The organism is Thiocystis violascens DSM 198 (assembly GCF_000227745.2).
GTDB classification, from domain to species: domain Bacteria; phylum Pseudomonadota; class Gammaproteobacteria; order Chromatiales; family Chromatiaceae; genus Chromatium; species Chromatium violascens.
Genome location: NC_018012.1, coordinates 3,300,073 through 3,314,725, shown reverse-complemented (window position 1 = coordinate 3,314,725; position 14,653 = coordinate 3,300,073). Strand labels below are relative to the sequence as shown.

13 protein-coding genes and 2 pseudogenes are annotated in these 14,653 nt (G+C 57.8%); 7 read left to right on the top strand and 8 right to left on the bottom strand.

Features of this window, described 5'->3' with window-relative positions; genetic code table 11:
- The first annotated feature begins 45 nt into the window (after positions 1–45).
- On the top strand, positions 46–441 hold the full coding sequence (gloA, locus tag THIVI_RS14670) for a lactoylglutathione lyase (protein WP_014779322.1): 396 nt from the start codon (positions 46–48) through the stop codon (positions 439–441).
- Positions 442–465: 24 nt separating this feature from the next.
- Positions 466–927: a DUF1810 domain-containing protein gene (locus tag THIVI_RS14665; protein ID WP_014779321.1), complete on the top strand. Its 462-nt coding sequence runs from the start codon at positions 466–468 to the stop codon at positions 925–927.
- Positions 928–1,163: 236 nt separating this feature from the next.
- Here the strand turns inward: THIVI_RS14665 and THIVI_RS14660 are convergent, their stop codons facing one another.
- The 3 genes from THIVI_RS14660 to THIVI_RS22900 form a co-directional block, all read right to left on the bottom strand.
- On the bottom strand, positions 1,164–2,102 hold the full coding sequence (locus THIVI_RS14660; RefSeq protein WP_014779320.1) for a hypothetical protein: 939 nt from the start codon (positions 2,100–2,102) through the stop codon (positions 1,164–1,166).
- Positions 2,092–2,670 carry a DUF6932 family protein gene (locus tag THIVI_RS23835; RefSeq protein ID WP_014779319.1) on the bottom strand — a complete coding sequence of 193 codons (579 nt, stop codon included), beginning with the start codon at positions 2,668–2,670 and terminating at the stop codon, positions 2,092–2,094. The genes THIVI_RS14660 and THIVI_RS23835 overlap by 11 nt, the downstream gene beginning before the upstream one ends.
- A 134-nt stretch (positions 2,671–2,804) precedes the next feature.
- Positions 2,805–4,211, bottom strand: a complete 1,407-nt coding sequence (locus tag THIVI_RS22900; protein ID WP_014776674.1) for an IS701 family transposase — start codon at positions 4,209–4,211, stop codon at positions 2,805–2,807.
- 778 nt (positions 4,212–4,989) lie between these two features.
- Between THIVI_RS22900 and THIVI_RS23830 the strand changes: the two genes are divergently transcribed.
- The gene (locus tag THIVI_RS23830) at positions 4,990–5,130 is read left to right on the top strand and encodes a 4Fe-4S binding protein (protein ID WP_014779317.1); all 141 of its coding nucleotides are present in this window, start codon (positions 4,990–4,992) and stop codon (positions 5,128–5,130) included.
- 142 nt (positions 5,131–5,272) lie between these two features.
- Here the strand turns inward: THIVI_RS23830 and THIVI_RS14650 are convergent.
- The 3 genes and pseudogenes from THIVI_RS14650 to THIVI_RS14640 form a co-directional block, all read right to left on the bottom strand.
- Positions 5,273–5,746 (bottom strand): annotated as a pseudogene (locus THIVI_RS14650) (IS1595 family transposase); the annotation flags it as partial.
- Between the two features lie 358 nt (positions 5,747–6,104).
- On the bottom strand, positions 6,105–7,214 hold the full coding sequence (locus tag THIVI_RS14645) for an IS5 family transposase (protein ID WP_041447215.1): 1,110 nt from the start codon (positions 7,212–7,214) through the stop codon (positions 6,105–6,107).
- Between the two features lie 87 nt (positions 7,215–7,301).
- A pseudogene (locus THIVI_RS14640) lies at positions 7,302–8,412 on the bottom strand (IS5 family transposase).
- A 501-nt stretch (positions 8,413–8,913) separates the two neighbouring features.
- Here THIVI_RS14640 and THIVI_RS14635 point away from each other — a divergent pair.
- Positions 8,914–9,684: a HAMP domain-containing protein gene (locus THIVI_RS14635; protein WP_157174469.1), complete on the top strand. Its 771-nt coding sequence runs from the start codon at positions 8,914–8,916 to the stop codon at positions 9,682–9,684.
- Here THIVI_RS14635 and THIVI_RS14630 read toward each other — a convergent pair.
- Positions 9,630–10,814 carry an ISAs1 family transposase gene (locus THIVI_RS14630; RefSeq protein ID WP_014776993.1) on the bottom strand — a complete coding sequence of 395 codons (1,185 nt, stop codon included), beginning with the start codon at positions 10,812–10,814 and terminating at the stop codon, positions 9,630–9,632. The genes THIVI_RS14635 and THIVI_RS14630 overlap by 55 nt on opposite strands.
- Positions 10,815–11,007: 193 nt before the next feature.
- On the opposite strand from THIVI_RS14630, the gene THIVI_RS14625 reads away from it, so the two are divergent.
- Together THIVI_RS14625 and THIVI_RS22895 are read left to right on the top strand one after the other, a co-directional pair.
- The gene (locus tag THIVI_RS14625) at positions 11,008–11,712 is read left to right on the top strand and encodes a methyl-accepting chemotaxis protein (RefSeq protein WP_052315043.1); all 705 of its coding nucleotides are present in this window, start codon (positions 11,008–11,010) and stop codon (positions 11,710–11,712) included.
- 605 nt (positions 11,713–12,317) lie between these two features.
- A complete protein-coding gene (locus tag THIVI_RS22895; RefSeq protein ID WP_169315577.1) occupies positions 12,318–12,593 on the top strand; it encodes a hypothetical protein in 276 nt (91 codons plus the stop codon).
- On the opposite strand, the gene THIVI_RS23825 is transcribed toward THIVI_RS22895, so the two are convergent.
- Positions 12,569–13,700, bottom strand: a protein-coding gene (locus tag THIVI_RS23825) for an IS630 family transposase (protein WP_217160896.1) whose coding sequence is annotated in 2 segments (ribosomal slippage) — positions 12,569–13,274 and positions 13,273–13,700 — 1,134 coding nt in all. Because the reading frame shifts where the segments join, the coding sequence is not laid out codon by codon here. The two genes, THIVI_RS22895 and THIVI_RS23825, sit on opposite strands and share 25 nt — an antisense overlap.
- 221 nt (positions 13,701–13,921) lie before the next feature.
- Here THIVI_RS23825 and THIVI_RS14605 point away from each other — a divergent pair.
- Positions 13,922–14,629 carry a tyrosine-type recombinase/integrase gene (locus THIVI_RS14605; RefSeq protein WP_217160894.1) on the top strand — a complete coding sequence of 236 codons (708 nt, stop codon included), beginning with the start codon at positions 13,922–13,924 and terminating at the stop codon, positions 14,627–14,629.
- Positions 14,630–14,653 lie beyond the last annotated feature (24 nt).

Sequence of the window (14,653 nt, the reverse complement as noted above, 5' to 3'; positions counted from 1 at the left end):
CCGCCTCCGCCAACCCCTTTTTCAGACCGATCGGAGACCCTGACCATGCGAATCCTCCACACCATGTTGCGCACCGGCGATCTGCCGCGCGCCATCGACTTCTACACCCAGGTACTGGGCATGCGGCTGTTGCGCCAGAAGGACTATCCGGACGGGCAGTTCACGCTGGCCTTTCTGGGCTATGGCGAGGAGTCGGAGCAGACCGTCATCGAGCTGACTTACAACTGGGGCGTCGACCACTATGAGTTGGGCAGCGCCTACGGCCACATCGCCCTCGAGGTCGATGACGTTTACCAGGCCACCGAGCGCATTCGGGCGCTGGGCGGCAGGATCCTGCGCGAGGCCGGCCCCATGCATGCCGGCACCACGATCATCGCCTTCGTCGAGGATCCGGACGGCTACCCGATCGAGCTGATCGGCGCCCGTCAGGTGGCGGGCTGACGCCTAGGTCTTGAGGAGGCCGCCATGACCGACAGCACCGATCCCCATGACCTGAACCGCTTCGTCGCGGCGCAGCGCGACGCTTATGACCAGGCGCTCGCCGAGCTCCGGGCCGGCCGGAAACGCTCCCACTGGATGTGGTACATCTTCCCGCAGATCGAGGGCCTGGGCTTCAGCGCGCTGTCGCGGCGCTACGCGATCACGGATCGCGCGGAGGCCGAAGCCTACTTGCGGCACCCGCTGCTCGGGACGCGTCTGCGCGAATGCGCCGAGGCCGTCCTGGCGATCGATGGCCGATCCGCGCGGGAGATCCTCGGCGCGCCGGACGACCGCAAGTTGAGATCCTGCGCCACGCTCTTTGCCGGCGTCTCGGCACCGGGCTCGGTCTTTCACCGGCTGCTGGACAGGTATTTCGATGGCCAGCCGGATCCGCGGACGGCGTGTCGGTTGGGCCAGGGGCCGGGCGAGGCTTCTTCGGGTGGGTGAGTCGCCACGCGGCTTTCCTTGGGAATAGACGACGGGCGGACCGGAGTCGGCCAAGTCCAGACGAGCGGCACGCCGCCAAGTCCGGTGGCTGGAGAACGCGAGAAGCGGTCAGTTTAATCCTAAACCTTTGGCACCGAGAGAAACCAGAATAGCAGACACTCACGACCTGGATGACGGCAGCTATCACAGTAGGCAAACTCGGAGCGTGCCGAGTGACGTGTTAATTTGTGGAATTGCTATACATCCATTTTACCCAAGAACCCTAACAACCTGTTTACTTCTCTAGCCGGCCTGCTCAGAGGAGTTACTATTCTTCGCTTAATGCGAACTTTCCAAGCTTTTCGCTCCGGCTTTTCTCCTCGGCCGATCAATCCAGAATACTCCTCGGCAGCCTCCTTGGACACAGACCCATAGAGCATCTGCCCATCAACCAACATTTCAAATTTTCGGTGCTCAGGAAGAATACCAATAAGGATTCCTTCGATAGTTATATCTGTCTCATCGATTGACGTTACTTCTGTTCTGATGCGACCTCGGTGGATCGCAGGCAAATCCAATGAAATATCTGCAACGTCATCAACGAGCCTAATTGTGCCCTCGGCGGAGTCTAGCGTTACAAAAAAATCTTTAAGCGAAATGAGCATTCGCGGCTCCAATGTTTCCGCAACTTCTTCAAAATCTAGCTCATTTGAAGACGACACTTTACCCAATGTCCGAACCACTTCCTCAACAATAAATTTCAAAGCAGTTGTGTCAGTTTCCTCTTGATCAGACAATTCGTCCAATACAAAACCAAATGATCCTTTGGTTAAATTGGTAACCATCAGATTAGTTGCTTGTCTCATAGGGATCGGCCCCCTACCACCAAGCATTCCTAGCTCCGCTGATGCGAATGACCGAGCTACCAAATCTTGGAAGCTCTCCAGCATATGCGCGGCAAAATCTGCGGAAATTCCTCGTGACCCTAGTACCGGCTTACCTCCAAAAAATAAGGCAATACTGGCTTTCTTTTCGGGGTGTTCGACCAGTGACAACAGCTCAGATTCGATTTTTTTCTTGCGTTTTTCCAGTTGAAATTCACCGACTGGATCATCCATTTCTTTAGCGCTTTGAAGTAAATCGCTGAGTGACGCAAGCTCGGCTTGCAACCCTTGCATACGAAGTCTACGAGGCATTTTGTATCTCCGAACTTAAAAGCAGCTCGACATCACTGTCGTTTCTGCCAAAAGGAACTTCAATCATGCCTTTCCACAAAAAGGTATCTCGTTGATGAGAGAATAGCCCAAACCAGTATCTTGTATGTGCTACGAGGTGGACCGGATTTACGCTCAGATCAACGAAATAGGCATCACACCTGAAATGCAGCTTAGTCGTCTCAGGGTCGAACAAATCAGGTCTGGACAGTACAAATTCACGCCAAGACGCTGACTCCGAAACTGCATCTGGACGCACTGAGAACGTGATGATATCTATATCCTTTGGCGGCCGGCCACGGATCTTTTCACAGTCTTCTACGAAGCTTCCGTCTAGCCATTGGAATCCAGAATGTATACCTGCTGCGCGCAACGCATTCCTATAATTAACTAATCCTTCTAATATTTCGCGACGTTCCTTTGTATTGCCAAATCGTTGGATAACTTCAAAAAGCTCAGCGCGATATGGTGCCATTGCGCCTTTCTCAGCCGGTGAACCTCCAGGCAAGAATGGGGGAAGCACTCCATCATGGCTATGATTCGGTATCAACGCTTCTAACTCCTTCTATATGCATAGTCAAACAGGGTATAGTGGATACTACCCATTTAGGGGCATATCCTCATTTACCTAGTGTATTGGGTTCGCCCTAATTCTACTTTGTTACTTTAATTCAAACGCATTGACTATCCCGTCGCGGTCAGCTTGTAATAACGCTCGATATCCTTGCGCCTTTGCTCATGCCTGACCCGCATTTGCTGGATTCTTTTTTCGACCGCATCCGGATCGTTGAGTAGTAAAGCGATGATGAGAAGCCGAAGATCACGGCAACTCACCAATGGATAATCGGTTTTGTGCAAAAGACGCTCTTTAACAATAAAGGACAGCGACAACATCACCAGCGCCATATGGTGGTGCCAGGCATTCCATTTTCTGACTTGATAATCTGACATTCCTAATTCGCTTTTGGCTTCTTGAAATGCCCGTTCAACCCAATAGCGCTGTGCTTGCATGTAAGCCAGCCTTTCGATCGGGGTGCTCCGATAATCGACATTACTGAGTGAGTATTTGATCTTGTTGTCCGCGTGATTTCGGCTGATGACCAATACCCGCTCGGTCACGCGCTCCGACTTGCCATCCCAAACCCACACGGGAGCGGTATGAACGGACAGCGTGATCGGCCCTTTGGCCCCATTGCGAACGGCCATCGTGCGCCATTGGAAAGGATAAAGATGGTCGGCATACCATCTCACTTGCGTGGGGTCGCGATCAGCTTGAAGTTTGGTTGGCTTTCGTCCTCGCCCAGCGGATTCCGGAACCGATAGAATGGGTTTGAGGGGATAGATCATCTGATCGCAATGAACATCAAGCAGAAAATTTAACCCTATGTTATCTAAAGAAACACCAAGCTCTAACCCGTGTCCGTACAGGCCATCACCGCCCACCCAACCAATGTCTACGCCCGCCGCCAGATCGGATTGAATCATCTCCAGTGCGAGTTCGATCTTCGTTTTAAACTGACGTGCCTCTTCAGGAATACCCGCTTGGTCACATCGCTTTAAATCAGCGGTCCAGGACGTTGGAAGGAACAACCGCTCATTAATTAACGTGCTCTGTGATTCCCAAACTAAGCTGGCATAAACGCCTACCTGGCAATTCTCAACCTTACCAATGACACCGGCATATTGCCGCGCGACGCCAACGGAATACTTGCCTTTCTTGAGATGCGCTGACTCATCAATGATGTAGCCGACATCCCGACCGCGATAATTCGGCTGATTCGCATACAGACTTGAGGTGTCTTGGGCGATCGCACCGATGAGGTTTCCCGCCGACCACGGTGAATCTGTGATGAACTGTTGGATCCGTTGATAACCATCACCACCGGACACATCAATTTCTTCGTTGATGCGTTCGAGATTCCGTTTTCCGGCTTCAGTTTTGAGAAGACCCATGATGTAAGCTCGACTCAGTTCATGACCATCAGCTGTTTCGTTTTGAAAAAATTCGTGATAATCCTCCAGATGAGCGGAGAGGTTACCAACCATGTTTTTTAACATCGCATCGGTTTCGCTACCAATCGCGTTAGCCATGATCTGCCATTTCCAAATAAAATTTTCCCTGAAAATAATATTTGAAAATCATAAGCTTATGTCAAGCTAACAAAGTAGAACTAAACAACCGACAATTTTATGATTATCCCGATAGCCTGCTTAGGTCGTATGTTAACCCACAACAGAAATTAAAATTCGTCGCCGTTACGCGAGTATCCTTGGTAGGCAAGAGGAATACCCTACATCGTAGACAGAGGGTGCGATGCGTCTACATAAGGAAGAGCAACGCTTCGCCGCTCGACTCACGGACGTCCGCTTCACGCAGAAATTGGTGGCCGTATGCTTCCGACCAAGTGTCTCCAGTCGGGACGATGCCGTCGCCTAGGCGGATCAGTTTACCTCGATCTCACCGAATCGTGCACGCATCCCGTTCCAGTCCAACCTTGGGGCAGCCGCCGGCTCGCCGCGCCCCCTGCCAGGTGCCCGAGTCGTTTGGAGACGAAACTCCCGCGCGAGTGACAGGGTCCAGTAGCGCGTGCAGGCCAGAAAGATCGCGAGTGCGAGTAGGAACAGCGGCGCATCGAGCCGGACCGGATCGGAGCCATTGGCCGCGAGGGTCAAGAACCCGGTCGCCAGGCGGCGGGTCGGCTTGGCGCTAACCGATCCGTGTCGATCCGCCCGGATGGCGGATCACCTCCGACCAGGCGCATCATCTGACGCTGTCGTCGAGCGTCGCCGCGCTCGTTTGGCATGCATCTTTTGAGGAGCGCGGACCGCCAAACGCCGGCGGCGAGCACACGATGAGAGACTGCCAGCCATGGCCATCCCCACCTCCAGAACGACGGTCGCCGCCACCATCCAGCTCGATCCCGAGCGCTGCAACGGCTGCGGACGCTGCGTGGCCGTCTGCAAGGACAACGAGTTCACCGCTCTGAAATACCTGATCAACTCTGACTAATCTGATCAAATTTTTCTCCCTGCTTCACAGAGGCCGGTTTCACGCTGTCGAGGCAACGCCAGAGCCTTCCTCTCAACAGGTGTCCTGATTAGCAAGCTTCCTCAGTCAGGCGTATCCAGCGCTCTGGGCGCGGCCCGACGGCGATCGCCGTGCGGGTAAAGCCGGGGACGGGCGTCATCTTGGCGTATAGGGGATGTCTGTCAGGATTTAGGGACACCGCCGCCACGAAGGGCACCTTGTTCTCCGAACCGCGACCGGCGGTACCGCCAGTGAGTTCACCGCCCAAGTAGGCGTCGTCCACCTGGACTTCGCCCGCGAGGGTGTAGGCGCGGTCGCGCTCGACCATCGCCTGCATCAGTGTGTGCTGGATCAGCCACGCGGTCGGGTAGCTGACGCCCAACGCACGTTTCAGCGCGAGGGCGGACAGTCCGGTCTTGGCTTCGCTGATCAAATAGATCGCCAAAAACCACACGGTCAGTGCCAGGTGAGTGCTCTGGAGCAGGGTGCCCGCGATGAGGGATGTTTGGACGTGGCATACCCGACACTGGAAGGTCTGATGCGCACCGACACGGAAGACCGAATGCCGGGCCTCGCCACAGCGCGGGCAGCGACAGCCCGGGTTGGAATTGAATGCGGTTCATGGGCATGGCGGAACTCCTCGGCGACGGGGGAGAACCCAGCGTGCGTCAATTGGCCGCGGGAAACCGGCTTAACTGGAGAATCTTGCCAATCAGGAGTAGTGTTCAGGCCCCCCGGACGCAAGCGCCGCAGCACTTGACGCGACCGACCCAGTTTACCCGCTCAAACACCCTTCAGAGACTGCCGAGAAACTCGATTAAATAAAAACAGTAGCTTACGCGATGGCAGCCCTCGAAAATGCCAAGATCGCCGCAATGACTACTGGTCACTCTAAATGACCTATTTATTATCAATGTTTTAGTTTCTATACAGTCTCTTAGAGGGTGTAGACAAAATCAAACCGTTGTGGTCAACCGCCGCAGCAGGATGCGCGCCTCCGCCAGCCAAACCCAGGTTTCGGAGACCGCTGGCAGACGGTCATGATGCATGATCAATCGACGGGCACGCTCATTCCACGCATGGGTGCGCTCGACAACCCAGCGCTTCGGCAGCGGAACGAAGCCGTCGGCGTTGGCGATCACCACTCGGTCAGGCGCCCCGTCCACGTGCCAGGAGCCAACGCTTTTGTTGGCTGGATGGCGCACGACTTCCACGCGGATCGCGTGGGTCTGCTCGGTGGTTTGGGCAAATTGACCGGCGTAGGCGCTATCGACAAACAGCGTGTTGATCTGGGGGTACTTGGCGGCCGCGTCAGCGACGGCGCCCGAGGCGGCATCGCGGTCCTGAAGATTGGCCGCGACCACGCTCACCGCCAACACGAACCCCAAGGTATCGACCACCAGGCTGCGCTTGCGCCCCTTGACCTGCTTGCCCGCATCAAAGCCGCTCGGTCCACCCTGCGGCGAGCCGCGGGTCGATTGCGCATCCAGCACCGCCGCCGTCGGCGCGATCTCACGCCCCTCGCGTTCGCGCCATTGCCCCCGCAGTCGATCATGCATCTGCTCAAACTTCCCAGCCGCACTCCAACGGCGAAACGTCTTGTAGACATTCTGCCAAGGCGCGAAATCGTGCGGCAGCATCCGCCACGCGCACCCCGTGCGCACCACGTAGCAACACGCCTCCAGGATGCTCCGGCGCGACACGCGGGGCGGTTGACCCCGCCCGCCCGGCATCTCAAAGAGAGCGGCGACCAAGTCCCACTCCGCATCGGTCAGACAACTTGGGTAGCTTTGGTCGGGGTCGTGGCGACGATGCGCATCCGTATACCCATACCGACGCGGCGTTGCGCGCGCTTGCGCCTCGAGACCACTCTCGCCCCGGAGGCGCGTGACGCCCGCCTCCCGCAAGGACTTGCGAATCGTTGCTTCATGAGCCTCGATTCCCGTCCGTGCCGCGAGTTCCCGGGCAATCTCTGACAGCGTGGAGGTCGGGCGATCCGTGACAATTTGACGCAATACCGCTTGCTCCGCCTCGTGAATCTTGGGGGGACGACCAGCTTTCGACATCAGCGCACACCAGCTCAGTTGTAGACTGGTATACAAATAGCAGCTCAATTATTTTTGTCTACACCCTCTAAGAGGGTGTAGACAAAATCAAACCGTTGTGGTCAACCGCCGCAGCAGGATGCGCGCCTCCGCCAGCCAAACCCAGGTTTCGGAGACCGCTGGCAGACGGTCATGATGCATGATCAATCGACGGGCACGCTCATTCCACGCATGGGTGCGCTCGACAACCCAGCGCTTCGGCAGCGGAACGAAGCCGTCGGCGTTGGCGATCACCACTCGGTCAGGCGCCCCGTCCACGTGCCAGGAGCCAACGCTTTTGTTGGCTGGATGGCGCACGACTTCCACGCGGATCGCGTGGGTCTGCTCGGTGGTTTGGGCAAATTGACCGGCGTAGGCGCTATCGACAAACAGCGTGTTGATCTGGGGGTACTTGGCGGCCGCGTCAGCGACGGCGCCCGAGGCGGCATCGCGGTCCTGAAGATTGGCCGCGACCACGCTCACCGCCAACACGAACCCCAAGGTACTCGACCACCAGGCTGCGCTTGCGCCCCTTGACCTGCTTGCCCGCATCAAAGCCGCTCGGTCCACCCTGCGGCGAGCCGCGGGTCGATTGCGCATCCAGCACCGCCGCCGTCGGCGCGATCTCACGCCCCTCGCGTTCGCGCCATTGCCCCCGCAGTCGATCATGCATCTGCTCAAACTTCCCAGCCGCACTCCAACGGCGAAACGTCTTGTAGACATTCTGCCAAGGCGCGAAATCGTGCGGCAGCATCCGCCACGCGCACCCCGTGCGCACCACGTAGCAACACGCCTCCAGGATGCTCCGGCGCGACACGCGGGGCGGTTGACCCCGCCCGCCCGGCATCTCAAAGAGAGCGGCGACCAAGTCCCACTCCGCATCGGTCAGACAACTTGGGTAGCTTTGGTCGGGGTCGTGGCGACGATGCGCATCCGTATACCCATACCGACGCGGCGTTGCGCGCGCTTGCGCCTCGAGACCACTCTCGCCCCGGAGGCGCGTGACGCCCGCCTCCCGCAAGGACTTGCGAATCGTTGCTTCATGAGCCTCGATTCCCGTCCGTGCCGCGAGTTCCCGGGCAATCTCTGACAGCGTGGAGGTCGGGCGATCCGTGACAATTTGACGCAATACCGCTTGCTCCGCCTCGTGAATCTTGGGGGGACGACCAGCTTTCGACATCAGCGCACACCAGCTCAGTTGTAGACTGGTATACAAATAGCAGCTCAATTATTTTTGTCTACACCCTCTTAAACTGGTCACTCTAAATGACCTATTTATTATCAATGTTTTAGTTTCTATACAGTCTCTTAAAATGGCATGCGCCAAGGACAACCGATGCTCATCCGACATCAACTCAACAGCCTCTCCGCCGTCTTTGTCGGTGCACTGCTGCTTTTGCTAGCGGGCGCTTGGTGGTCTTGGCAACGTCTTGATCATCTCCAGACCGCTCAGGAGCTGACCCTCACCCTGAACAACCGTCTGCTGCGAATCCATCTCAACGAAACGAATTTTCTGATGCGATTGGATGAGCGTCAGGCGACCCAGTTACATCAGGAAGCATTGCTATTCAAACAGGATCTGGAGACCCTTCACAGCCGTCTCGACGCGGAAGCCAGCACGATCCGGCTTGACGCACTCCAGACCAGTCTTGATAACTATCTCCGCCTCTTCGACTCGCTGGTGGCCGACGCGCGCGCCATCGGGTTTGATCCGGAGTCGGGGCTCTATGGCAGTCTCCGCAAGGCCGTGCATCAGGCTGAAAACGCCGTCAAAGCCCTGCAGCGGGATGATCTGCTGGTGGGAATCCTGCAACTCCGTCGCGACGAAAAGGATTTCATGTTGCGCTCCGATCCCAAATACGTTGAAAAATTCACTGCCGATTTTGTCAATTTGTCGCAAAAGGTTGGCGATGACAGTCAGGTCCGTGCCGCGCTCACGTCGTATCAGGAGGATTTCCTGGCGTTGGCGAAGGCCCAAACCCAGGTCGGGCTGAAGGCCGATCAGGGACTCAAGGCCGAATTGAATGAAAAGATGCGTGTGATCGATGGTGAATTCGACAGCCTTCAGGGGCAGTTGACCGACCTCCTGTTGGTCGCGGAACGCCGGATCGCTTGGACATTGCTGTCGATCAGTGTGGTGATCGCGGCGCTGGTCGCGCTCCTGACGATGCTGATCACGCGCCGTTTGAATCGGGACCTGGGACACACGACGGAGGTCATCCAGAATATTTCGGAACATTACGACCTGACGCTCAAACTTGATCTAAAGGGTCGCAATGAACTCACCCGAATGGGCGCTCATTTCAACGCCATGTTGGAGCATATTCGTCATCTGATCCTGCAAAGCAAAGAAGCAGTGGATTACCTATCCCAAGCGACCTCGCCAGGGCAATCGCATCAAGCGCTGCTAACATTAGCGGGTACCGATGTATCAGCGTCGCCCTTCCTCTGAGGCGACTCGAAGAGCAATTTCGACAGGTAGGACTCGTCCCAACCGGCTTTCAAGCGTTTGTTCTGGATGCCGAGCTTGGTGCCGTCATTCTTGAGGCGCGAGAGGGCGAGGTGACGCAGGACGGCAAGATTCTCGCGCGCCACCGGATCGCGGACACGGCACTCATCCTCACGAAAGGCGATATCGAGATTCCAATGCAACCCGTTTTCGATGCCCCAGTGACCGCGTACTGCGTGGGCAAAGCGCGCGGCGCTGGTGCCGATGCTGCCAATGAAATAGCGGGTCTCGACCGAGACCTTGCCGGCGACCTCACGGCGCGATTCAACCATGCCGATCATGTTCATTGCCTCCCACGAGGCGCTGTGCGGCACGCCGGAAAGATCGCCCAAGGTTTGGTAGCGACGGGTTTCGAGACGACCATGCCCTCGCTCGACGGTTTCGAGGAATGCCGAATCGACACCGGCGTAGCCTCTGGCGTCGGCGTCGATGAACGCCTCCTCGACCTCGGCGGCCAGCGTTTCCTGGTTGCCTTTGAGCGCGAGCACATAGTCCCCTCCCTGGTGGATGATCTGCGCGGCAATCTTGGTCTGGCAGCCCATGGCGTCGATGGTGACGATGCAGCCCTCCAGCTTCAGCCACTCCAGCAGACGTGGAATGGCCGTGATCTCATTGGATTTGGCGTCGGTGGCGACCTGTCCGAGCACCACCCGATTGGCCGTCGCCCAGGCACTGACCAGGTGCAACGCCGCCAAGCCCTTGCCGCGGCTGTGGGAGCGGCGCAGGGTCTTGCCATCGACGGCAATGATCTCTTCGGGGATCAGTTCGGCCACCGACGCGCTCCATTGGCGAAAGCAGGCGGCAAACTGTGCGGGATCGATGAGCGCAAACACCCGCCCGAAGGTGTCGTGCGACGGAATGCCCGCGGGCAGTTTCAGAAACGTGCGCAGCCACGCCTCCTTGGCCTGTCCGAACGTCTCGACACCCACCCAACCGTCGGCGCCACTGAAGGACGCCGCGATGGTGATCACGATCATCTCACTTAAGAGGTGCCGTCGTTGGATCGCGCTGCGCGGCTCGTCCAGCGGGGCAAAATGGTGCGCAATCGATCGCTCCACACTCAAGTCGCACATCGGCGAGATCTCCCCAAGATTCTAAAGACTCAAATCATTGGGGCCGCAGTACGGATTGTCTAACAGTATGCGCTAATGCGTTGATGCGATTGCCCTGGCGACCTCGCAACTTTCCGCCACTGCCGAGCAGACGTCCACGGGGGGGCGTCAGCAACTCTCGGAAGCCGATCTACTGGCGACCGCCATTACCGAAATGGCAGCCACCATCGACGAAATCGCCCGCAATACCGAAGTGGCAGCCGATCGGACCCAGCGCACCAGCACGAACGCCAGGTCAGGGCATGACCAGGTTCAAAAGACCATCCGCCACATCGAATCTCTGGCACATCGGTTGACGGATTCCACTCAAGCGGCACAAGCGTTAGCGCACAGCTCGGCCACCATTGGTTCGGTGTTGGATGTGATTCGCACCATTGCCCAGCAAACCAATTTATTGGCCTTGAATGCCGCTATCGAAGCCGCGCGAGCAGGTGAGCAGGGGCGCGGTTTCGCCGTGGTGGCGGGCGAGATCCGGACGTTGGCCATGCGCACGCAAACTGCGACCGATGAGGTCGGGGACATCATTAAAACGCTTCAAGAAAAGACGGACGCCATTGTCAGGCTGATTGAAATCTGCCATGGCGAAGGACTGGAAAGCGCTGCCCAAGCCAACCAGGCGGGGGAACTCCTCGCTCGGATCGCCGAAGATGTCACTTATATGTTGGATATGAATACCCAAATTGCGACCGCCATCGAAGAGCAGAGTCGGGTTGCAACCGAAGTGAATCGCAATGTGGTCGTGATCCGCGATGTGGCCGAACAAGCGGCCGCGGCATCACACAGCAATGCACAAACCTCAACCCAGGTGGCCCAACAATCCGATGCCCTGGCACAGGTGATTCGTCGCTTCCGTTGCTGAATCGATTGGTGAGCTAATCCAGGAACAGTATTGCCGATACATAGCGCTATGAGTAAGCAGGCATTGGGTTCGGGGCAGGTGCGCAGCTGTACAGGCACTGCGGGAGCGGCACAAGAGGCGATGCTGTAACGCTGTTCCGGTCGATGTCCGGGGCCGGCGATGCAAGCCTGACGGCTGAACAAAACAGCCGCCGCGCGGCTCAGGGACCAGCCAACCCTGGAAATGCACCAGAGCAATGGACTCACAGGCATAAAAAATCCCCGTATCCGGTAAGAATACGAGGATTTTCAGTTCTTTTATTGCCTATTCCCTCATTATCCCCCAAGATCCTTCAAGATCCCCCGCTACGGTAGCACCAGGGTAGCACCGGGATTTTCGCGGATCGGGAGACGGGAGGGTTTCAGGCATGGCCGAGCGACTGAACTTCACGAAGAAGGCGATTGACGACTTCCCCCAGGCCGCGCCCGGCAAGCGCGACTACTACCACGACACCAAGGTGAACGGTTTGCTAATCGCAGTCACCGCCACCGGGGTGAAGTCCTTTCAGGTGTACCGCAAGGTGTCCGGTAAGCCCGTGCGCGTCACCCTTGGACAGCTACCCGGATATGACCATCGAACAAGCCCGGCGACAGGCACAGTCGGCGCTCTCGACCATGGCCGAGGGTGTCAGTCCGAATTCGGAGAAGAAGGCCGCCCGCGTGCGTGGCGTCACACTGGGAGAGGTGTTCGAGGATTACCTGAAGGCCCGCAAGTCACTCAAGTCCGGCACCCTCGCCGATTACCGCAAGATCATGAATAAGGCATTTGGCGACTGGCAACGCAAGGCGTTATCCGACATCACCCGCGATCTAGTACCTCATTCCTCCTTAATTTGCGGATAGAGGCGCTTGAGCTTGATCCGTGCATCGTCGGTGGTGAAGTGCCAATCGACTTTGGCACCGGAGGCGTTGCGGCGATCCGTCCAGGCCTTGGCCTCGCGGCGCAGGGTGTCAATGTCGTCGATGCGCCGATCCAGGCACTGTTTGGTGTAGACGCTCAGTTCGATCTCGGCGATGTCGAGCCAACTGCCGTGTTTCGGCGTGTCATGGATTTCCAAGCGATCCAGAAGCCGGCGAGCCTCCTCGGGTGGAAACGCTTTATAGAGAGACGCCGGTGCATGCGTGTTCAGGTTGTCCCAGACCAGCACGACCTTCTCCGCGCTGGAGTAGTCAACGTCGAGCAATTCCTTGATTTCATGCGCCAGATCGAGCGCGGTTTTGGTGGCGCGCACATTGGCCTTGCGCCAACCAGTCAACGGTTCGACGACCATAAAGGTGTTGACGGCCCCCAAGCGCTCGTATTCATAATCATAACGTTGCTCCTGTCCCGGTGCGGCGGGAATTGGCTGGCGCGTTTCGCCGATCAGTTGGGTCGGCTGTTCGTCGAGACAGACCACGGGACGCGGTGGATCGTCGGGGCGTCGGTAGACCTCCAGTACATCCTCCATCCCCGCGACGAAGGCCGCGTCGTGCTCGGACGGGATCACCCAACAGGTGCGAAGATGCGGTTTCAGTTCGTTTTTTTAGGGTGCGCATGACCGTTTGTGGCGAGATCGTCTCGACCACGTTCAGTTCGACGAGACGCTCGGCCAAGAGATTGAGGGTCCAGCGCGCTTGGCCTTCAGGCGGTGTCGAGCAGGCGATGCGCACCAAGTGCGCTTCGCCCTCACCGTCGAGAAGCCGTTCACGCGGCGGCTGCGCACGCGGTTTGCGTTCCAACGCCTCATCCAGGCCGAATTCGACAAAGCGTTGGCGAATCGTGAAGACCGTGCGTGGACTACAGTGGAACGCCTCGCCGGCTTGGACATCACTCCAGTTCCGCCTCTCCGCATCGATCTTCAGCAGCACGTTGGCATGCTTGATCTTGCGCGCAGCGGCTTTGCCTTGATCGATCAACGCCATCAGCGACGACCGTTCATCCTCGGTGAGCCGAACAACATACTTGCTCATTGGAAACACCTCTTGAGAACTGGCGTGACGAGATGGGTCTACAATGAGATTTATGCAAGATTAAGCGGAATGCTGTACTAGTTGCCAGCAAGCACCGCAAATTAGGGCAGGCATCCGAGGCCCGCGCCAATCTGGCGATGCGGGTATTGAGGGCTTTGTTCAACTTCGCCGCTGGCGAGTACGAAGACGAACGCGGCGCTTCGCTGTTCCCGGATAACCCCGTGACCCGAATTTCTCACACCAAGGCATGGTATGCCGTGGAGCGGCGCCAAACCCTTATCAAGACGCACGAACTACGCCCGTGGTGCGAGGCGGTCATGGGTTTGACCAGCGAGCACCCCGGCGAGCAAGCCGAAACCGCGCGCGATTACCTGTTGCTGATCTTGTTCACCGGACTGCGGCGCGAGGAAGCCGCCCGCCTGGAATGGGCGCATGTGGATTTTGAAGGCCGCACCCTGACCGCGCCCGACACCAAAAACCGCCGATCCCACACGCTACCGCTCTCCGATTTCTTGCTGGATCTATTGACACGCCGCCGACGCGACCACGAAGACCGCACCCGCGAGTGGTCCGCGCTCGCTCGCCGCTATGTCTTTGCCAGTCCGACCAGCCGGACGGGGTACATCAACAACATCCACAAGCAAATGGAGAAGGTACACGCGCGCTCGGGTATCACGTTCACCTTGCATGATCTTCGCCGCACCTTCGCGACCACGGCGGAAGGGCTGGACCTGTCGGCTTATGCCGTCAAGCGATTGCTCAATCACAAGATGACGGGAGATGTCACCGCCGGGTACGTCGTGGCGGATGTGGAACGGCTACGGAAACCCATGCAAGCCGTCACCGACTTTCTGCTGAGCGCCACGGGGCTACGCCCGCGCGGGGAGGTCATCGCCTTGCCGCTGAGCGCCCCAGGGCAGGCCGGATAACCCGCCGCGCGGCGCAAACGAAGC